Genomic DNA, 20,176 nt, shown 5'->3' on the forward strand with positions numbered 1-20,176 from the left:
CACCAAATCCGGCCGCCGTGCTGGACTAGGCTTCTCGCCTGTGTATTGTTTCGGCCAACCGATGCGGGAGCCGAGGATTCCCGAACGTCGGTCTGTTGATCCAATAGGGAGGAACTTCATGGATCGTCGTTCATTCATCCGCAAGGCCGGCGTGACCGGCGTCGGTGCCGCCGCCGCGGCCGCCACGCTTGCGGCACCCGCAATTGCCCAGTCAAATCCCAAGGTGACATGGCGGCTTGCGTCGTCCTTCCCGAAGTCGCTCGACACCATCTATGGCGGCGCCGAGGTGTTCTCCAAGATGCTGTCGGAAGCCACCGACGGCAATTTCCAGATCCAGGTCTTTGCCGCCGGTGAACTCGTGCCCGGCCTGCAGGCCGCTGACGCCACCACGGCCGGCACGGTCGAAGCCTGCCACACGGTGGCATATTATTACTGGGGCAAGGATCCGACATGGGCGCTGGGTGCGGCCGTTCCCTTCTCGCTCAACGCGCGCGGCATGAACGCCTGGCACTATCATGGCGGCGGCATCGACCTGTTCAACGAGTTTCTCGCCACGCAAGGGTTGTTCGGCCTGCCCGGCGGCAACACCGGCGTGCAGATGGGCGGCTGGTTCCGCAAGGAGATCAACACGGTCGCCGACCTCTCCGGCCTCAAGATGCGCATCGGCGGCTTCGCCGGCAAGGTGGTGCAGAAGCTCGGCGTCGTGCCGCAGCAGATCGCCGGCGGCGACATCTATCCGGCGCTGGAAAAAGGCACCATCGACGCCGCCGAATGGGTCGGCCCCTATGACGACGAGAAGCTCGGCTTCTACAAGGTCGCGCCCTACTACTACTATCCCGGCTGGTGGGAGGGCGGCCCGACGGTCCACCTGATGTTCAACAAGGCGAAATACGAAGAGCTTTCGCCGACTTACAAATCGCTGTTGCGCACATGCGCCCAGGCCGCCGATGCCAACATGCTGCAGAAATACGACTATTTGAACCCTCCGGCGGTGAAGCGGCTGGTGGCCGGGGGCGCCAAGCTGCGTCCGTTCAGCCAGGACATCATGGCCGCCTGCTTCGAGAAGGCCAACGAAGTCTATGCCGAAATGGAAGCCTCCAACGCGCAGTTCAAGAAGATCTGGGATTCGATCAAGGGCTTCCGCAAGGAGCACTATCTCTGGGCGCAGGTGGCCGAATACAATTACGACACCTTCATGATGGTCCAGCAGCGCAACGGCAAACTGTAGGACTGTCGAAGTCTGCGCCGCCCCTTATCCGCCCGGCAGGGCGATTAGGGGCGGCGCCAACTCCCGAAAGCTCGCCCTTCAGCCCAAACCCGGCACCACCAGCACCTTGACCTCGCCTGGAGCCGGCGGGCTGGCGATGACGTCAGCCGCCTCTTCGAGCGGCACTTGCCTGGAGATCAGCCGGTCGATCTCGATCGCGCCCGACGCGATCAGCTCGGCGGCGCGGCGATGCGTGTAGGGATTGAGGAAAGAGCCCAGCACCTTGAGTTCCCGGAACAACAGGTCGAAGGGTTCGAATTCCACCTTCATGCCTTGCGGCGTCACGCCGACGATGACGACCGTGCCGCCGGCCCGTGCCAGCCGCATCGACTGCTCGACGGTCTCGCGCACCCCGGCGCATTCGAACACCACGTCAACGCCGCCGGGCACAAGACCGGTTGGCGCAGCGATGGCATCGATCACGTCGCCGGCGGTCGGGTCCACCGTCGCTGTCGCGCCCAACTCCTCGGCGAGTGCGCGCCGTGAAGCCTGCCTTGTCGACAGGATGATGGTCGTGGCGCCGGCCAGCCGCGCCAGTTGCACGGTAAGCAGGCCGATCACGCCGCCGCCGAGCACGACCACCGAACTGCCGGGCTTGATCTCGGCCAGGTCCACGCCATGCAGGCAGCAGCCGAGCGGCTCGCAGAACGCGCCATGTGTCGGCTTCAAACCGGCGGGCAGGATGAAAGCCTGTTTCTGCGGCAGCACGACATAATCGGCAAAGCCGCCGTCGCGGTGGATGCCGATGGCATTGAGATTGCGGCAGAGATTGACCCGGCCGGCATGGCAATGCGGGCACCGCCCGCAGGCGATGTTGGGGTCGCCGGTGACGCGGTCTGCGACGGCAAAGCCGGAGACTTCGGCCCCAACAGCCTCGATGATGCCCGAGAATTCGTGGCCGGGCGTCACCGGCGGCCTGCAAGGAAACTCGCCGTGGAAAAGATGCCGGTCGGTGCCGCAGACGCCACAGGCTTCGACCCGCACCAGAAGATCGTCCAGTCCGGGGACGGGTTTATCGACCTCGCGCAGCGAAATGCTGCCCACCGCTTCCAGCCGCACCGCTCTCATGGCGTCGTTCCCATCAGTTGAAGCTCGGCGGCTGCGAAAGGTCCGGCGTCGGTGTCGCCGGCTTGGCCGGCGGCGAATCGCCGAAACTCGGCGGTTGCGACAGGTCCGGTGTGCCGGGCGCAGCCGGTCCATTGCCGCCATTGGCGGGCGCGCTGCCGCCCTGCGGGGCGCTGAGCGGCGATAGAGAGGGCATTTCCGGCACCTTGTAGTCGATCGTGCCCGCATCGGTCGCCGTGCCCTTGTAGCGCATCACCATTTGCGGGAAGGAGATGGTCAGCCCGATCATGATCACCTGGATCAGGACGAACGGCACCGCGCCCCAATAGATCTGGCCTGTCGTCACCGGCGCGACCTGCTTGCCGGTGAGGCGGTCGAGATAGGGTACCCGCGCGGCGACCGAGCGCAGGTAGAACAGCGCGAAGCCGAAGGGCGGGTGCATGAAGCTGGTTTGCATGTTGACGCCGAGCAGCACGCCGAACCAGATCAGGTCGATGCCGAGCTTGTCGGCCGCCGGCGCCAGCAGCGGCACGATGATGAAGGCCAACTCGAAGAAATCGAGGAAGAAGGCCAGGAAGAAGACGAGGATATTGACGCCGATCAGGAAGCCGACTTCGCCGCCCGGCAGCGAAGTCAAAAGGTGCTCGACCCATATCTGGCCGTTGACGCCGTAGAAGGTCAGTGAGAACACGCGCGCGCCGATCAGGATGAACAGCACGAAGGACGAAAGCCGCGTCGTCGAGGCGAGCGCTTGCTTGATCACATCCAGCGACAGCCGGCCCTTTGCCGCGGCCATCGCCAACGCGCCGACCGCGCCCATGGCGCCGCCTTCCGTCGGCGTGGCGATGCCGAGGAAGATGGTGCCCAGCACCAGGAAGATCAGCGCCAGCGGCGGGATCAGCACGATGACCACCTGCTGCGCCAGCCTGGACATCATGTGGATGTTCAGCCGCCGGTCGGCAATGGCGACGATATAGATCACGATCACGCCGGCCGTGGCGCCCAGAATATCGGCATTGTCGCCATGCGCCGGCGCCAGATAGCGGTACGCCGCGTAGGATATGGCCACCGTTGCCACCAGCGCCACCAGCAGCGACATCACGCCATGACCAAGCGTGCGTGCTTCGAGCGGCAGCGCCGGCATCATCTTCGGCCGGAAGATCGACACGATGAGAATGTAAAACGCGTAGAGCCCCGTCAGCACCAGGCCGGGGATCAGCGCGCCGGCATACATGTCGCCGACCGAGCGGCCGAGCTGGTCGGCAAGCACGATCAGCACCAGCGACGGCGGGATGATCTGCGCGAGCGTACCGGAGGCGGCGATGACGCCGGACGCCAGCCGGCGGTCATAGCCATAGCGCAGCATGATCGGCAGCGAGATCAGTCCCATGGCAATGACCGATGCCGCCACCACACCGGTGGTCGCCGCCAGCAGCGCGCCGACGAAGATCACCGCGTAGGCTAGACCGCCGCGGATCGGTCCGAACAGCTGGCCGATCGTGTCGAGCAGGTCCTCGGCCATGCCCGATCGCTCGAGCACGATGCCCATGAAGGTGAAGAACGGGATCGCCAGCAGCGTGTCGTTCGACATCACCCGGCTGCCGTAGAAATTGTCCGGAAGCGCATAGAGCAGCGGCCAGGCGAGGTTGATCGCACCGCCCGAATAGGGCGTCAGGAGCACGCCGATGAAGAAGAACATCAATCCGTTAGCGGCGAGCGAAAAGGCCACGGGATAGCCGATCAGCATGAACAGGATCAGCGAGGCGAACATGATCGGCGCCATGTTCTGGGCAATGAACTCCATCACGAGCGCACCTCGTCGGCGAGCGCCTTGGCTTCGAGCTCAGCCTGTTCGTGCACGGAAATGAAGGGGGTGGGATCGTCCATGTCGCCGCGTATGATGGCGATCTTCTTGATGATCTCGGAAATGCCCTGCAGCGCCAGCAGGAAAAAGCCGACCAGCAGGATGGCCTTGGCTGGCCAAACGATCAGGCCTCCGGAATTGTTGGACATTTCGCCGCTGTGAAACGACAGCCGCACGTAGGGCACGAAATAGAACACCATCAGCGTCACGAACGGCATCAGGAACAGGAGATGGCCGAGAAGGTCGATCCAGTGCTGCACGCGGCGTGAGAACAGGCCGTAGACGATGTCGATGCGGATATGCTCGTTCTGCTTCAGCGTATAGGCGGCAGCCAGCATGAAGGCGGCGCCGAACAGATACCATTGCAGCTCCAGCCACGCATTCGACGAAATGTCGAAGACCTTGCGGATGACGGCGTTGACCGCGCTCACGAGGATCGCCAGCAGGATCAGCCACGACACCGACTTGCCGATGAATTCGTTGAGGCGGTCGATCGCCCTGGAGAGAGCGAGAAGCCCTGCCATGCATTCCTCCCTTTTATCGGAGGCGTGCCGGCTCCCCTTGTTCCGTCACGCCGCGTGGCCCAACGGTATGCCGCGCGTGGCCGGACGGGTCAACAAGGATGGAGGCAACAAAACAGCATCGATTAAAGCGAAGGCCAAAGACTGGCGGCCTGCCCCCGCGTCATGCAACCAAAGTCTGATCGGTTCAGACGACTTTGCTGGTGTCGCGGCCGGCGCCGATCAGCACCAGCATGGTCACCAGGAACAGATACATCCACGCATCGCGCCATTCGATCGGGAAATAGCCGGCCCACAGCGATTCGGCCATGCCGAAAGCTGCCGCGCCCAGCGCTGCCCGTGGCGGCGAGAGATAGCCGCCGACCGCCGTCACGAACAGGATCTTCAACCCGTAGACGAGGCCGGAACCGAAGCTGACATTGCCATAGTAGAGGCTGGCCATGACGCCGGCCAGCGCCGCGCACAAGCCGCCGTACAACACGGCGCGCCGGAACACAGTGCGCACGTCGACGCCGCACAGGGCAGCGGCCCCGGGGTCGTCGGAGACCGCGCGCCAGGACCGGCCGAAGCTTGAGCGGGCAAACACCCAGGTGGCGAGTAGAACCGCTGCCAGGACAGCCGCGCAGTCGAGCACCTGGATCAGCGTCAGCGTCGCCTTGAAGCCGGCGCCCTCGGCAAAAACGATCGGCTGGGCCAGCATTGGCGGCAGCCACAGATCATGCGTGTCGGCCGCGATGCGGCTCGCTTCCGACAGCACCAGCAGGATGCCGAGCGTCGTCACCACGATGGCATTGGGCGTGCGGTCGGCCAGCGGCTCGAAGACGCTGCGCGACAGGACATGGCTGATGAGCGCGGCATAGAGCAAGGCCGCCACGACGCCGAGCAGCACCGAAGCCAGCAGCGTCAGCCACAGCACCTGGTAGCCGAAGGCGACGGTCAGGATCATTGCCTGGCCGCAGAAGGCGAACAGCGCGCCATAGGCAAGGTTGGTGCGGTGCAGGATGCCGTTGGTCAGCACGTAGCCGAAGGCAAGCAGCGCATAGAGCGCACCCGAATGCAGCCCGTTCAGCACCTGCTGGAAGAAATAGAGCATGCAAAACCTGCAAAGCATGTCGCCCAAAGCGCACAGCGGTTGGACAGACGGAATGCTCAAGACAAAGGCGACGATAGCTTACCCATAAGAGGTTTGCATCGGCGAATCTAACTTGTCAAATGCGATTTATCGGTTAGATTTTGGGCATGACAGTTGCCTGGACCCCGCATCGCTTCACCGGCGGCCTGCTCGCGCTCGATACGGCGAACACCGTCGTGCTGCGCGGCGATCCCCAGCGCACCTTCGACCGCTTCGACGATCCCGCCGAAATCGCCCGCTTTGCCGAGGCGGCCAGCGGTTTTCGCGCCGACGAGCTTGGCGACAGGCGGCTTGCGGTTTCCTCGCCGGCGGCGATCGCCCCCGTCGTGCTGTCGATCCGCGAGGCGACCGACCGGCTGTTTCGCGGTGCGGTGTCGAAAGGGGTGCTCGCGACCGCGGATATGCCCGGGTTCCTGACGGCCTGTGCCGAGGGCCTGGCTGGCAGCCGGACCGAGATCGGCGCGCCGGGAAGGCCGTTCGGCGACCCTGTGACGCCGATCGCCTTCGAGGCGGCGTTGGCGGTTTCGGCGCTGTCGCTGCTGCGGGACGATACGGTCGCGAGATTGAGGATCTGTCCCAACTGCACCTGGCTGTTCGTCGACAGGAGCCGCAATTCCAGTCGCCTTTGGTGCGACATGGCGGTGTGCGGCAACCGGCAGAAGGCAAGCCGTCACTATCGCCGCCGCCGCATGGCGGCCCATGAGGTCAAGGATGCTTAGAAAGATTTCCCGCTCGGTCGTTGTCGGCGCCATGCTGATCGCCGCCGTTGCGCTCGGCGCCTGCCGGGATACGGGCAAGGATGGCGAAGGCAAGCTGTTCGAGGTTTCGGGCAAGATATTTGTCTTCAACTACCGTCTCGCCCGGGCGACCTATGTCGTCACGCTGCGGCCCTTGCAGCCGATGGGCGAGGGCCAGGTGGCGGTTGCCAGTTTCCAGAATCCGGCCGGCGGTGCGCCTATCGTGGTCGAGCAGAAGGTCTGGCCGAAGCTCGGCAAGGTGAGTCTTGAGAGCCCGGCGCTGACCTGCATCGTCAAGAACAAGCCCTATGCCATCGCCATCAGCATCAAGGGCGCCGACGGTGCGGTCCTGCAGAAGATCGACACCACGCTGATGTCGACGGAAGACCAGTCGATCCTGCCCGACCGGCCGCTGGTCATCGACCAGCTCTATACGGCCAATCCCGACCTCGCCGGCCATCCCGACGGCAAGCTGCCGGGCGAGCCGAAGCCGGATTGTTCGAAAGCCGGCTGACACTTTCCGACCGGCATCGATTTGGCTGGAATTTTCGTGCGTCGTCGCACGATCGGCGCGCTGGTTCGTGCGCGATCCGGCACCTGCCGGACTGTTTGTTGCGCGGCACCCGGTCCCTTCGATTTTGTTTGACCTGACTTGCAAGGGGAGAAAGGATGCGTCATCCGATCCCGACGTTGGCTGCTGCCCCACGCGGCCTTCGCAGAGGAAATGCCTGATGACGCTGCATGATGTCGCGCTCGACGACAAGTTCGATCTCGGGAAGGAGCGCATCTTCCTGTCCGGCGCGCAGGCGGTCATCCGCATGCTTCTGATGCAGCGCGAGCGCGACCGTCGCGCGGGCTTGAACACGGCCGGCTTCGTCTCCGGCTATCGCGGTTCGCCGCTAGGCGGCCTCGACATGCAGCTGTGGAAGGCCAAGAAGCAGCTCGCCGGGGCCGACATCGTCTTCCAGCCGGGCCTCAACGAGGAGCTTGCCGCGACCGCCTGCTGGGGATCGCAGCAGACGGAACTGCTGGGCGAGGGCACCCACGATGGCGTGTTTTCCGTCTGGTACGGCAAGGGGCCTGGCGTCGACCGTTCCGGCGACGTGTTCCGCCACGCCAATCTCGCCGGCTCGTCGAAGCATGGCGGGGTGCTCGCGCTGATGGGCGACGACCACATGGCCGAATCCTCGACCAATGCGCATGCCACCGAATTCCTGTTCGTCGACACCATGGTGCCGATCCTCAACCCGGCGGGTGTCCAGGAGATCATCGACTACGGCCTCTACGGCTTTGCCATGTCGCGCTTTGCCGGCACCTGGGCGGCGATCAAATGCGTCAAGGACAATATCGAATCGACGGCCTCGGTCGATGCATCGCTTGAGCGGCTGAACATCGTCGTGCCGGAGTTCGACATGCCGCCCGGCGGCCTCAACATCCGCCACGAGATCGACATGCTGGGCCAGGAGGAGCGCCTGCATGAACACAAGCGCGCCGCGGCTTCCGCCTTCATCCATGCCAACGGATTGAACCGCATCGTCTATTCGGGCGGCCGCAGCCCGAAGATCGGCATCATCACCCTGGGCAAGAGCTATCTGGATGTGCGCCAGGCGCTGGAGGACATCGGCATCGACGAGGCGGCCGCCAACCGCATCGGCGTGCGGCTGTTCAAGGTCGGCTGCCCCTGGCCGCTCGATCTGCATCACATCGCTGACTTTGCCCGCGGCCTCGATACCATCGTCGTGGTCGAGGAAAAACGCTCGCTGATCGAGGTGCAACTGCGCGAAAGCCTCTACGGCACAGCCTCGCAGCCGGTCATCGTCGGCAAGAAGGACGAGCGCGGTGACTGGCTGTTTCCCGCCAAGGGTGCGCTCGATCCCAACGAGATCGCGATTGCGCTCGGCGAGCGGATCGTGAAGACCATTGGTCCGTCGGAACAGATTTCGGCGCGGGTGGGCAAGCTGCGCCAGTTCCAGGCGATGCTTGCGGACGCCACCGACATCGGCTCGCGCACGCCTTTCTTCTGTTCGGGTTGTCCGCACAATTCCTCGACCAAGGTGCCGGACGGCTCGATCGCCGCCGCCGGCATCGGCTGCCATTTCATGGCGCTGTGGATGGACCGCAACACGCTCGGCTTCACGGCCATGGGCGGCGAGGGCGCGCAATGGGTCGGCCAGGCGCCGTTCTCCAAGCGCGACCACATCTTCCAGAATCTCGGCGACGGCACCTACAACCATTCCGGCACGCTGGCGATCCGCTTCGCCCTGTCGAGCGAAGCCAACATCACCTACAAGATCCTCTACAACGACGCCGTCGCCATGACCGGCGGCCAGCCGCATGAGGGTGGCCTGACCGTCGACATGATCGCCAGGCAGGTGCGGGCAGAGGGTGTCGACCGCATCGCCATCGTCACCGACGAGCCCGACAAATATGCGGGCAAGGTCGAATTCCCCGCCGGCGCATCCATCCATCACCGCGACGACCTCGATCTCGTCCAGCGCGAGCTGCGCGACGTCAAGGGTGTCTCGATCCTGATCTACGACCAGACCTGCGCGGCCGAAAAGCGCCGACGCCGCAAGCGCGGCACCTTTCCCGATCCCGACAAGCGCGTCTTCATCAACGAGCTGGTCTGCGAGGGCTGCGGCGACTGCGGCGTGCAGTCGAACTGCGTCTCGATCCAGCCGGTCGAAACCGAATTCGGCCGCAAGCGCAAGATCGACCAGTCGAGCTGCAACAAGGACTTCTCCTGCGTCAACGGCTTCTGCCCCTCCTTCGTCACCGTGCACGGCGCCAAGATCAGGAAGGCCGAGGGCCTGGCCGGCAAAGCCGATCCGCTCGACGGCGTGCCGACCCCGGCCGAATTCCCGCTGGGCTCCGAAGGCTGGGCCGCGATCATCGACGGCGTCGGCGGCACCGGCGTGGTCACCGTCGGTGCGGTGCTCGGCATGGCCGCCCATCTCGAGGACAAGGGCTGCGGCATGATCGACATGGCCGGCCTCGCCCAGAAGGGCGGTTCGGTGTTTACCCATGTGCGCATCGCCCGCACGCCGGACGACATCCATGCCATCCGCGTTTCGGCGGGCAAGGCCGACCTGGTGCTTGGCTGCGACCTCGTCGTGTCGGGCGTCAAGAAGGTGCTGACGGCGGTGCGCGAGGGCCATACGATCTTTCTCGCCAACACCGCCGAGATCATGCCCGGCGAGTTTGCCCGCTCGGCCGATTTCTCGCTGCCTATCGAGCGGCTGAAGAAGGCGATCCGGAGCGCGGCCGGCGACGACAAGGCGCATTTCTTCGACGCCACCCGCACCGCCACCGCTTTGTTCGGCAATTCGCTCGGCGCCAACATGTTCATGCTCGGCTTCGCCTTCCAGCATGGCGGCCTGCCGCTGTCGGCCGAGGCGGTCGAAAGGGCGATCGAACTCAACGGCGAAGCCGTGGCGATGAACATCGCCGCCTTCCGCTGGGGCCGCCGCGCGGCGCACCAGCCGGATTTCGTGCGTGGCCTCGTCGCCCAGCCGGGCAAGGCCGGACAGGCCGCCCCGGTCGCGCAGACGCTGGACGAGATCATTGGCCGCCGTGTCGCCTTCCTGACCGCCTACCAGAACGCCGCCTACGGCAAGCGTTATGCCGACAGCCTGGCCCGCCTGCGTGCTGCCGAAACGAAGGCTGTGCCGGATTCGACCGCCGTGACCGAGGCCGCGGCCAGGAACCTGTTCAAGCTGATGGCGATCAAGGATGAGTACGAGGTGGCGCGGCTTTACACCGACGGTTCCTTCGCCGCCGAGCTTGGCAAGCAGTTCCAGAGCTACGAGAAGCTCGAATTCCATCTCGCGCCGCCGATCATGGGCCGGCGCGGCAATGACGGCAAACCGAGGAAATCGAGCTTCGGCCCCTGGATGATGAAGGGGTTTCGCCTGCTGGCGGCGCTCAAGGGCCTGCGCGGCACCGCTTTCGACTTGTTCGGCTACACTGCCGAACGACGCATGGAGCGACAGCTTTTGACACAGTATGAGGGCGATCTTGAGCTTGTCGCCAAGTCGCTGGCGCCGGGCAAGGTCGAGGCAGCGACCGCCCTCATGTCGGTTCCTGCACTCATCCGTGGTTATGGCCATGTCCGGCAGGCCAGCGCCGAAAAGGCCGCTGGAGAGCGCCAAAGGCTCCTCGAACGCCTGTCAGCCGCCTCGAAGCGGCCGGAACTCCAGGCCGCCGAATGACGGATACGGCTTGTTTACCTGAACCGCATTTTCTCCGCTTTCCCTAGCGTCAACTCCCTTGACCGTGAGCGGGCGGCCGCTCCTCTAAATGTTTCTTAAGGCGAATATGGCACTGCTTGGCTCCCAAGGGTTGGGATTCAGGCGTGAATCTGAGAAAAAAGAACGAGATCCCGGTCGACGTCTACATTCCGTTCGTGGAAACCCTGTTTCGCGACGGATTGACGCTTTCGATCGGATTCTTTGCCCAGACCCTGCTGGTGGTGCTCGTCTATTGGAAGACCAGGGACCCGGCCTACCTTGCGGTGACGTTTGGTTTCCTGGCCGTCGCCTTCCTGCGCTTGCGCAACATTCGCAAGTACCGGCATGCGCCGACGCCCAAGAGCTGGGAGGAGGCCCGCCGGCGCGAGAACGACTATATTTTCTACGGCTCCATGCATGGTTTCATGCTGGGAACCTTCTGTTTCGTCGGCATCTATCTCGCCTATGACGGGTTTGCCGAGATCGCCGCGGTCTGCGTGACGCTGGCGTCGGCCACGTCCATCGCCGGCCGAAACTATGGTTCGCCCAGGATGGTGATGATCTTCATCATGACCATGACCTGGCCGATCTCTCTCGGCTTCATCCTGCGCGGCGATCCCTACCATTTCATCCTTGGCCTGCTTTCGGCGCCCTTCCTGTTCGCCATCAAGCGCTTCGCCGATCTGGTCCGCGAGGTGCTTTTCGCGGCGCTGTCGGAGGAAAAGAAGGCAAACCGCCTCGCCCAGCGTTTCAACCGGGCGCTCAACACCATGTCGCACGGCCTTGTCATGCTCGGCCCGGACGGCCGGGTGGCGGTCGCCAATGCCGAGGCCGCGCATTTGATGTCGCTCAAATCGGCCGACGCGCTCCTCGGACGATCGATCCACGGTCTCCTGATGCGCGGCGTCGCCGGCGGCATGCTGGCGCCGAAAGACTGCCGCTACATCGAGGCCCAGCTGACCCGCGCGCTGCGCGAGGGCCGCGACCGCAAGGTTCTGGTTTCCCTCGCCAATGGCCAGCATTATGAATTCTCGGCCCGCGAGGGCAGCCAGGAACTGGGGGTCATCACCTTCGAGGACGTGACGGCGCGTGTCGAGGCGGAAGACAAGATCCGCTTCATGGCGCGCTACGACAATCTCACCGGCCTGCCCAATCGCGCCTATTTCCATGAACTGATCGGCGAGGCGATGGCTTCGGGCGACCGCGATCGTCTCTGCGGCCTCGCCGTGCTCGACCTTGACGATTTCAAGAGCGTCAACGACACGCTTGGGCATCCGATCGGCGATGGGTTGATCTATGCGGTCGCCGAACGTCTTGCCGCCGTCGCCGGGCAAGGCATCACCGTCAGCCGTTTCGGCGGCGACGAGTTCATGGTTTTCTTCGACCGCATCGAGGATGAGAGCCACCTGACCATCCAGATCGATGAGATCTTTGCCGCGTTGCAGGGCGAAGTGGACGTCGCCGGCCACGGGCTGCGCATCCAGGCCAGTGGCGGCGCGGTGCTGTCGCGGGTCAGGGACAGCGATGTCGACGCGATGATCGTCAAGGCGGACCTGGCGCTCTACAAGGCCAAGGAACTCGGCAAGAACGGCTGGCGCCTGTTCGAGGCGGCGATGGATGCCGCGTTCCGCAATCGCCAGCTGATGAAGGCTGACCTGCGCAGCGCCGTGGAAAGCAAGAGCCTGCGGGTGGTCTACCAGCCGATCGTGGCGATGAGCACCATGCGCATCGCCAGCTGTGAGGCGCTGTGCCGCTGGGACCATCCCGATCTCGGACCGGTCTCACCCGGCATCTTCATTCCGCTGGCCGAGGAAATGGGCATCATTTCGGAAATCAGCACCTTCGTGCTGCATGCGGCCTGCACCGAATGTGCCAAATGGCCTGACCAGACCAGCGTCTCGGTCAACCTCTCCGCCAAGGATTTCCGCAGCCGCGACGTCATCCAGAAGGTTCGCGATGCCTTGGCGAGCTCCGGTCTCGCTGCCGGCCGGCTGGAGATCGAGGTCACCGAAACGGCGCTGCTCGACGACAAGTCGCTGACGCGCCAGTACATCGAGGAGCTGAAGCAGATTGGCGTGCGCATCGCGCTCGACGACTTCGGCACCGGCTATTCGAGCCTGAGCTATCTTCACAAGCTGCCGCTCGACAAGATCAAGATCGATCGCTCCTTCCTCATGGACGTCACCCAGAACTCCCGTTCCCTGGAGCTGCTCAAGGGCATCGTCAATCTTTCGCGGCCGCTGGGGCTTTCGGTAACGGTCGAAGGCGTCGAAACCTTCGAACAGCTCAAGATCCTGGCGCTCGAGGTCAAGCCGGATCTCGTGCAGGGCTTCCTGTTCGGCTCCGCGCTCAGCGCGTCCGGCATCGAGACCATGTCGACCACGGTCTGGCCCTTTGCCAAGGAGATCAAAAGCGCCAAGAGGGCATCCCGCGGCTAGTTTGCGGGACAGATGCTTTTGATTTTAGTAAAATTTTACCGATTGTTAACCTTAACGTTCGGTAAACAGTGCCCGGATCATTTTCATCTTTACATCCCGTGGTCTCGTCGTAGGGTTGAAACGCGGCGGCATTTACGGGGAAAGTCCATGGACGCGCATTTGACAGCGCTTCGCCAGGTGGCGGGCGTGAGCGAAGAAAATTCGCCCGACAACATGTCGAGCTTTGCCCGAAACATCTCCGCGATGTTGGAGCGCACTGAATATCGCCGCTGCGACAAAGGCGAAGACCTCGAAGACATCTACAGGTTGCGCTACAAATCCTACCGGTTGAGCGACATGGTGCCGGAGAATCCGGACCATATTATCCACGACGAGCTGGATGAAGCCGAGAACTGTTCGAAGTTCGGCATCTACATTGACGGCGACCTGGTCAGCACGTTGCGCATCCACCATGCCTGCCACGAGACGCCGCAGTCGCCTTCCACCACGGTTTACGGTGATATCCTGCGGCCAATGCTTGCCGCCGGCGCGCATTTTGCCGATCCGAGCCGCTTTGCCGCCGACCCGGACTGGTCGAGGGTTTATCCGCAGATCCCTTATCTCACGCTGCGCCTTGCCGGCATGGCCTGCTTCTACTTCGATGCGCCCTACTGCCTTTCCACCATCCGGCCTGAACATGCTGGCTTCTATCGCCGCATCTATTGCTCCGAGCAGATCGGCGAATTGCGCGACTATCCGGGCCTGAACTACAAGGTCGTGCTCTACCGCGCCAACGTCAACGCGATCCGCGAGCGCTCCTTCTCCCGGTTCCCCTTCTTCCGCTCGACGCCGCTGGAGCAGCGCATGCTGTTCGAGACGCCTGGTGCGGGCGAACTGGCACCGCTGACCATCCTGCCGACGGCAAAGTATTTTCGCGAAGCCGCCTGAGGTCTCGCGACCGACGCCGTGCGATTTTTCCCGACATCCGTGGAGCTTCCAGGCGGTGTCCGCGTTCTGGGTGACGGCGGGCGCGCCGGGAATGTGCGCCAGCGGCTGTCGCGTCGTTATCGCGTGGGCCATATAATCGTCGACCAGACAGGGTCGAAAGGAGTTCCCCATATGACCGTTTCAACGCTCGCGCTCACGCCGCTGATCTCCTTGATAGCCGGCGTGCTGATCCTCGTGATGCCACGATTGTTGAACTACATTGTCGCGATCTACCTGATCATCGCCGGCCTGCTTGGATTGTTCCCGCACCTCGCCGGCTGAAGCCGGCGCAATTTCAGGAAAATGTAAGGCGGGTTTCCCGGTAAAAGCGCATAGCGCTTGCCCTTGGGAATTGCGTCAGCATTGACTCTCAGCCAGCGAAGAAGCGTAGCGCTGCGGCGACGATGGCCTCCGGCCTGTCCTCCTGCATGAGATGGCCGGAACCGGGGACGAGGGTCAAGGCGCAATCCGGCAACATGGCCGCGAGCTTCTGGCCGCTTTGCGGCGATATCCAGCGGTCATCCTCTCCCCACAGCAAAGCGACGGGGCAGCGGAGTTCGCCGTAGAGCGGTTCGACCTCGTCGGTGAAACGCGGATCCATCTGGGCGATCTGCCGATAGAAAGCCGGCTGACCAATAGACCCGGTCCAAGGCGCGATGTAGGGTTCCAGTTCGCTGTCCGACAGAGGCCTGGCCGCAGCGCCCGAAACATACGCCTTCAGGATCGCCACCTGTATGTAGTCAGGCACGCCGGCGAAGGCGGCCTCATGTCGTCGGACATGCTGAACGAAGGGCGAGCCCCATGGCCGCACCGCCACCGGGTCGATCAAAAGCAACCTGTCATAGTCACGGCCGTCGATCAGGTGCGCGCGTAGCGCCGTGGCGCCGCCGAAATCATGGGCGATGATCTTGGGTCGATCGAGCTTCCAAAAGGCCAGCATCGCCGCCAGCGCCCCGTTCTGGATGCCCAGCGAAACATCCTGGCGTTCCCGTTTGGTGGATCGCCCGTATCCGGGAAGATCGTAGAAATACAGCGTATGCTCGCGCGCCAGTTCCGGTGCGACGCGATGCCAGACATGCGAGGAGAACGGCGTGCCATGCACGAGCACGATCGGAGGGCCTGAGCCGGCGGTCCCCCACGCAATGGCAGTGTCGTTCCAGTCAAATGTCTGTATGGGCGTGGTCATGGCGCTTCACCACCGGCTGTTCATCCGGCGACGATACTCCCCCGCGACAACGTCCAGAACCGCCAAATTCTCACAGCAGCTTCAACGGAGCTGACACATGATGCCGGCAGTTTCAATTTTCCCTTGAGGCAGTTGTCGGCTGCGATGCGGCAATAGCGCCATTGCTCTTGGCCCGGCTTTTCGCTATGTGCCTCAAAGATGTCTTCGAAGGGGTATTCCTATGGCTGATCACACGCCGAGCGGTCCTGTAGAACTGGGCGCGAAGATGGACTACGCCGAGCATGACCGCACCTATGCGGGCTTTCTCATGCTGGCCAAATACGGATCGCTTTTCTGCGGCGCCATACTCCTGGCGATGGCTTTCGGCTTCTTCGCTGGCGGCTTCTTCTCGGCGACCATCCTGTTCATCCTGATCATGGCCGTTGGCGCTTTCATTCTGCGGTAGACTTTCCAAAACCCTCTTGCCTTGACGTCGCCGGACGCCCCGGCCGACACTTTGCGCAGACAGGTTCCAGCCGAAAGGATCATGCGGTGGGACAGACGGTTTTCATCCCTCGTGAGCTTGACGCGAACGAACCGCGTGTCGCGGCGTCGCCCGATACGGTGAAGCGGCTGGCCGGACTTGGCTTCGATGTCGTCGTCGAGACCGGTGCCGGCACCAGGTCGCGCATCCCCGACGAAGAGTTCGCCAAGGCGGGAGCTACCATCGGCAAGGCCGCGGATGTTGGCAAGGCCGATATCGTGCTCAAGGTGCGCAGGCCGTCGGAAGCCGAGCTGAAGGGCTACAAATCCGGCGCCGCCGTCATCGCCATCATGGACCCCTATGGCAACGATGCCGCCGTCGCGGCGCTGGCCAAGGCCGGTGTCACCGCCTTCTCGATGGAATTCATGCCGCGCATCACCCGCGCGCAATCGATGGACGTCCTGTCCAGCCAAGCCAACCTCGCCGGCTATCAGGCGGTGATCGACGGCGCCTCGGAATATGACCGTGCGCTGCCGATGATGATGACGGCGGCCGGCACTGTTCCTGCCGCCAAGGTGTTCATCATGGGCGTCGGCGTTGCCGGCCTGCAGGCGATCGCCACGGCGCGCCGGCTCGGCGCGGTCGTCACCGCCACCGACGTGCGCCCCGCCGCCAAGGAACAGGTCGCCTCGCTCGGTGCAAAATTCCTGGCCGTCGAGGACGACGAGTTCAAGGCCGCCGAGACGGCAGGCGGCTACGCCAAGGAAATGTCCAGGGAATACCAGGCCAAGCAGGCGGCGCTCACCGCCGAGCACATCGCCAAGCAGGACATCGTCATCACCACGGCACTGATCCCCGGCCGGCCGGCGCCCAAGCTGGTGTCGGCGGCGATGGTCGCGTCGATGAAGCCGGGCTCGGTGCTCGTCGACCTCGCGGTCGAGCGCGGCGGCAATGTCGACGGCGCGGTTCCAGGTCAGGTGGTGAACACGGCCAATGGCGTAAAAATCGTCGGCCACCTCAACGTGCCCGGCCGCGTCGCCGCATCCGCCTCGCTGCTCTACGCCAGGAACCTGTTCGCCTTCCTCGAGACGCTGGTCGACAAGACGACCAAGACGCTCGCCATCAACCGCGATGACGATCTGGTCAAGGCAACGATGCTGACCGACGGCGGCAAGGTCGTTCATCCGGCCTTCGCCAAGGCCGATCAGCAGCCTCCAAAGGGCCAATATGTCGAGCCGGCCGCGATCCCTGCCAAGACCATGGTCGCCGACGCTTCGCCCAAGAAGTCCGCGCCCAGGAAGACCGCCGCACCCAAGTCGCCCTCTTCCAAGTCGAAAGGCACAGCGTGATGGATCAGACCCTGCAGAAAGCCCTCGACCAGCTCGACCAGGCCAGTGCCGCCGTCCGGCTTGCGGTGCAGAACCTGGCCAACGCTCCTGGTGGCACCGAGGCGGCGGGTGACGCCGCGCACGCGCTGTCGGGCGGCGCCATCGATCCCTTCGTCTTCCGTTTCGCCATCTTCGTGCTGGCGATCTTCGTCGGCTACTACGTCGTCTGGTCGGTGACCCCCGCACTGCACACGCCGCTGATGGCCGTCACCAACGCCATCTCCTCGGTCATCGTCGTCGGCGCGCTGTTGGCCGTCGGCATCGCCGCTTCCGGTGTTGCCGCCGGCTTCGGCTTCGTCGCGCTGATGCTGGTTTCGGTCAACATCTTCGGCGGCTTTCTCGTCACCCAGCGCATGCTGGCCATGTACAAGAAGAAGGACAAGTAGAGCGCCATGAACGCCAACTTCGCGTCCTTCCTCTACCTCGTTTCCGGCGTCCTGTTCATCATGGCGCTGCGCGGCCTGTCGCATCCGACCACCAGCCGCCAGGGCAATCTCTACGGCATGATCGGCATGGCCATCGCCATCGCCACCACGCTGGCGCTGGCAACCCCGTCCGCCCCGCGCTTTGGCCTGATCGTGCTTGGCCTCGCCATTGGCGGCGGCGTCGGCGCCGTCACCGCGCGCCGCATCGCCATGACCTCGATGCCACAGCTGGTCGCGGCCTTTCACTCGCTGGTCGGCCTCGCCGCCGTCATGGTGGCGGCAGCCGCCATCTACGCGCCGGAAAGCTTCGGCATCGGCACGGCTGGCGACATCCATGCCCAGGCGCTGATCGAGATGAGCCTTGGTGTCGCCATCGGCGCCATCACCTTCACCGGCTCGGTGATCGCCTTCCTCAAGCTCGACGGTCGCATGTCGGGCAAGCCGATCATGATCGGCGGCCGCCACTTCATCAACGCGGCGCTCGGCGTGGCGCTGATCGTGCTGATCATCCTGCTCGTCACCACCGAGTCAAAACTGGTCTTCTGGCTGATCGTCGCCGCCTCGCTGGTGCTCGGCATCCTGCTGATCATCCCGATCGGCGGCGCCGACATGCCGGTGGTCGTCTCGATGCTGAATTCCTATTCGGGCTGGGCGGCGGCCGCACTCGGCTTCACGCTCGGCAACCTAGCGCTGATCATCACCGGCGCGCTGGTTGGCTCGTCCGGTGCGATCCTGTCCTACATCATGTGTAAGGGCATGAACCGCAGCTTCATCTCGGTCATTCTCGGCGGCTTCGGCGGCGAGACGACTGCTGCCGCCGATGACGGCATAGAGCGCACGGTCAAGCAGGGCTCGGCCGACGACGCCGCTTACCTGATGATGAACGCCCAAAAAGTCATCATCGTGCCGGGCTACGGAATGGCGGTCGCGCAGGCGCAGCACGCGCTGCGCGAAATGGCCGACAAGCTCAAGGCCAACGGCGTCGACGTCAAATACGCCATCCATCCGGTGGCCGGCCGCATGCCCGGCCACATGAATGTGCTGCTCGCCGAAGCCAACGTGCCCTATGACGAAGTGTTCGAACTCGAGGACATCAACTCCGAATTCGCGCAGGCCGACGTCGCCTATGTCATCGGCGCCAACGACGTCACCAACCCGTCCGCGCGCGACGACAAGTCGAGCCCGATCTACGGCATGCCGATCCTCGACGTCGACAAGGCCCGCACCTGCCTGTTCGTCAAGCGCTCGCTCGGCTCGGGCTACGCCGGCATCGACAACACGCTGTTCTACAAGGACGGCACCATGATGTTGCTCGGCGACGCCAAGAAGATGACCGAGGAAATCGTCAAGGCCATGGATCACTGATCCGGGCCGGCAGAAATCTCGACATACAAACGCAAAGAGCCCGGTTTCAAAGCCGGGCTCTTCTCGTTTCTATTTTCTATGGACGATTGCGTTCAGGGGTTCGCGAGAAATACCGCTTCCTCGTCGTCGCGCTGCCTGCCGCCAAGCGCCGCGGCGGCACTGGCGATGAAGGCGCCGATGACGAGTGACAGGGCGCCGAGCAGGGCGAAAGTCGCGCTTGCTTTTCGGGCTGTGTCGGCCGCCTGCTGTGCCTTGACCTTGGCATCTTGCGCCTTGGCCAGGACAGCATCGACACGCGTTTTGGCATCCGCCTCGGAGAGGCCGGTGCGCGCGGCCACCAGTTGCGACAGGTATGTCTTGTCCTCCGCGGATACCTCGCCCGCGACGGTGCCGGCGATCAGGATGCGCGAGGCCTGCCCCGCCGCGGCGGCCTGATCGCCGGGGTTGCCGGTGGCGAGCTTGGCCGGATCGGCCGGCCGGAACAGCGAATCCACCAGATAGGAGGTCGCATTGTCGGCCGATGCCGATGCGTTGCTGGCATTGGCGGAGGCGCCCGCCGACGCTCCCGTGGCGGCGCCTGAAGCCACGTTGGATGCTGCCTGCACGCCCGTTCCAATCGCCGCCGAAAGTGTCGAGCCAAGCACGCCGACGACGAGCAAGGTGGCCAATGCCCAAGCGAGGAAGCCGTGAGCGGTGTCACGGAAATAGACTTCGTCGGTGTGGATGCCGACCCATTTGGTGCGCAGCCGGCCCGCCAGATAGCCGCCGACACCCGACGACAACCACTGCACGACGACAAGCCAGATCGCAGTCGATACGGCGAAACTGGTCGCCGAGAGGCCAGAGCCCGACCAGGGTGAAACCATCGTTAGCCCAAGCCCGGAGCCGAGCAGCATGAGGATGAAGGTCAGCGTCGAGGCCGCGAAGGCACCGGCGATGATCGGTCCCCAGCTGACAGCCGTGGAGGATGATTCCGTTGCAGTCGATACGCCGACAGCCGATAGGGTGGAGGACTGCATGGAGGCCTCCTATCGCATGAAAAGCATGAGAAGAATGATGATCGGAATCGGAACTCCGAGCAGCCACAATAGAATGCCGCGTCCCATGAAAGCCTCCTGTAAGAAATTGTG

The 20,176-nt window shown here is 63.9% G+C and carries 17 protein-coding genes; 11 read left to right on the plus strand and 6 right to left on the minus strand.

Annotation, left to right across the window (positions count from 1 at the left end; translation table 11 throughout):
• The first annotated feature begins 118 nt into the window (after nt 1-118).
• The gene (locus LB568_RS28540) at nt 119-1,228 is read left to right on the plus strand and encodes a TRAP transporter substrate-binding protein (RefSeq protein WP_140570594.1); all 1,110 of its coding nucleotides are present in this window, start codon (nt 119-121) and stop codon (nt 1,226-1,228) included.
• A 78-nt stretch (nt 1,229-1,306) separates the two neighbouring features.
• Here the strand turns inward: LB568_RS28540 and LB568_RS28545 are convergent, their stop codons facing one another.
• The 4 genes from LB568_RS28545 to LB568_RS28560 form a co-directional block, all read right to left on the minus strand.
• Entirely contained in the window at nt 1,307-2,335 is a 1,029-nt protein-coding gene (locus LB568_RS28545; protein ID WP_224731867.1) for a zinc-dependent alcohol dehydrogenase family protein, read from the minus strand.
• Between the two features lie 13 nt (nt 2,336-2,348).
• Complete coding sequence (locus tag LB568_RS28550; RefSeq protein WP_140570659.1) at nt 2,349-4,136, minus strand: TRAP transporter large permease; 1,788 nt, start codon at nt 4,134-4,136, stop codon at nt 2,349-2,351.
• Nucleotides 4,136-4,720 carry a TRAP transporter small permease subunit gene (locus LB568_RS28555; protein ID WP_013891567.1) on the minus strand — a complete coding sequence of 195 codons (585 nt, stop codon included), beginning with the start codon at nt 4,718-4,720 and terminating at the stop codon, nt 4,136-4,138. The genes LB568_RS28550 and LB568_RS28555 overlap by 1 nt, the downstream gene beginning before the upstream one ends.
• 184 nt (nt 4,721-4,904) lie before the next feature.
• Nucleotides 4,905-5,810: a branched-chain amino acid ABC transporter permease gene (locus LB568_RS28560; RefSeq protein WP_224731868.1), complete on the minus strand. Its 906-nt coding sequence runs from the start codon at nt 5,808-5,810 to the stop codon at nt 4,905-4,907.
• Between the two features lie 146 nt (nt 5,811-5,956).
• Between LB568_RS28560 and LB568_RS28565 the strand changes: the two genes are divergently transcribed.
• From LB568_RS28565 to LB568_RS28590, 6 genes are all read left to right on the plus strand, one after another.
• Nucleotides 5,957-6,568, plus strand: coding sequence for a CGNR zinc finger domain-containing protein (locus LB568_RS28565; RefSeq protein WP_013891565.1), 612 nt, complete (start codon nt 5,957-5,959; stop codon nt 6,566-6,568).
• The gene (locus LB568_RS28570; protein WP_224731869.1) at nt 6,561-7,100 is read left to right on the plus strand and encodes a hypothetical protein; all 540 of its coding nucleotides are present in this window, start codon (nt 6,561-6,563) and stop codon (nt 7,098-7,100) included. Before LB568_RS28565 ends, LB568_RS28570 begins: the two co-directional genes overlap by 8 nt.
• A 217-nt stretch (nt 7,101-7,317) precedes the next feature.
• Nucleotides 7,318-10,797, plus strand: a complete 3,480-nt coding sequence (locus LB568_RS28575) for an indolepyruvate ferredoxin oxidoreductase family protein (RefSeq protein WP_224731870.1) — start codon at nt 7,318-7,320, stop codon at nt 10,795-10,797.
• A gap of 143 nt (nt 10,798-10,940) precedes the next feature.
• Entirely contained in the window at nt 10,941-13,253 is a 2,313-nt protein-coding gene (locus tag LB568_RS28580) for a putative bifunctional diguanylate cyclase/phosphodiesterase (protein ID WP_224731871.1), read from the plus strand.
• Between the two features lie 147 nt (nt 13,254-13,400).
• Entirely contained in the window at nt 13,401-14,180 is a 780-nt protein-coding gene (locus LB568_RS28585; RefSeq protein ID WP_013891561.1) for an N-acyl amino acid synthase FeeM domain-containing protein, read from the plus strand.
• A 171-nt stretch (nt 14,181-14,351) separates the two neighbouring features.
• Entirely contained in the window at nt 14,352-14,501 is a 150-nt protein-coding gene (locus LB568_RS28590) for a DUF3096 domain-containing protein (RefSeq protein ID WP_013891560.1), read from the plus strand.
• A gap of 88 nt (nt 14,502-14,589) precedes the next feature.
• Here LB568_RS28590 and LB568_RS28595 read toward each other — a convergent pair whose 3' ends face one another.
• Nucleotides 14,590-15,405, minus strand: coding sequence for an alpha/beta fold hydrolase (locus tag LB568_RS28595; protein WP_224731872.1), 816 nt, complete (start codon nt 15,403-15,405; stop codon nt 14,590-14,592).
• Between the two features lie 220 nt (nt 15,406-15,625).
• On the opposite strand from LB568_RS28595, the gene LB568_RS28600 reads away from it, so the two are divergent.
• The 4 genes from LB568_RS28600 (at nt 15,626) to LB568_RS28615 (ending at nt 19,046) form a co-directional block, all read left to right on the plus strand.
• On the plus strand, nt 15,626-15,850 hold the full coding sequence (locus LB568_RS28600; RefSeq protein WP_013891558.1) for an aa3-type cytochrome c oxidase subunit IV: 225 nt from the start codon (nt 15,626-15,628) through the stop codon (nt 15,848-15,850).
• Nucleotides 15,851-15,936: 86 nt separating this feature from the next.
• Entirely contained in the window at nt 15,937-17,217 is a 1,281-nt protein-coding gene (locus LB568_RS28605) for a Re/Si-specific NAD(P)(+) transhydrogenase subunit alpha (RefSeq protein ID WP_224731873.1), read from the plus strand.
• On the plus strand, nt 17,217-17,642 hold the full coding sequence (locus tag LB568_RS28610) for an NAD(P) transhydrogenase subunit alpha (RefSeq protein ID WP_135882976.1): 426 nt from the start codon (nt 17,217-17,219) through the stop codon (nt 17,640-17,642). Before LB568_RS28605 ends, LB568_RS28610 begins: the two co-directional genes overlap by 1 nt.
• 6 nt (nt 17,643-17,648) lie before the next feature.
• A complete protein-coding gene (locus LB568_RS28615) occupies nt 17,649-19,046 on the plus strand; it encodes an NAD(P)(+) transhydrogenase (Re/Si-specific) subunit beta (protein ID WP_140570582.1) in 1,398 nt (465 codons plus the stop codon).
• A gap of 92 nt (nt 19,047-19,138) precedes the next feature.
• Here LB568_RS28615 and LB568_RS28620 read toward each other — a convergent pair whose 3' ends face one another.
• Entirely contained in the window at nt 19,139-20,065 is a 927-nt protein-coding gene (locus LB568_RS28620) for a hypothetical protein (protein ID WP_224731874.1), read from the minus strand.
• Nucleotides 20,066-20,176: the final 111 nt, after the last annotated feature.

The organism is Mesorhizobium sp. B263B2A (genome assembly GCF_020165775.1).
Classification (GTDB): Bacteria; Pseudomonadota; Alphaproteobacteria; order Rhizobiales; family Rhizobiaceae; genus Mesorhizobium; species Mesorhizobium opportunistum.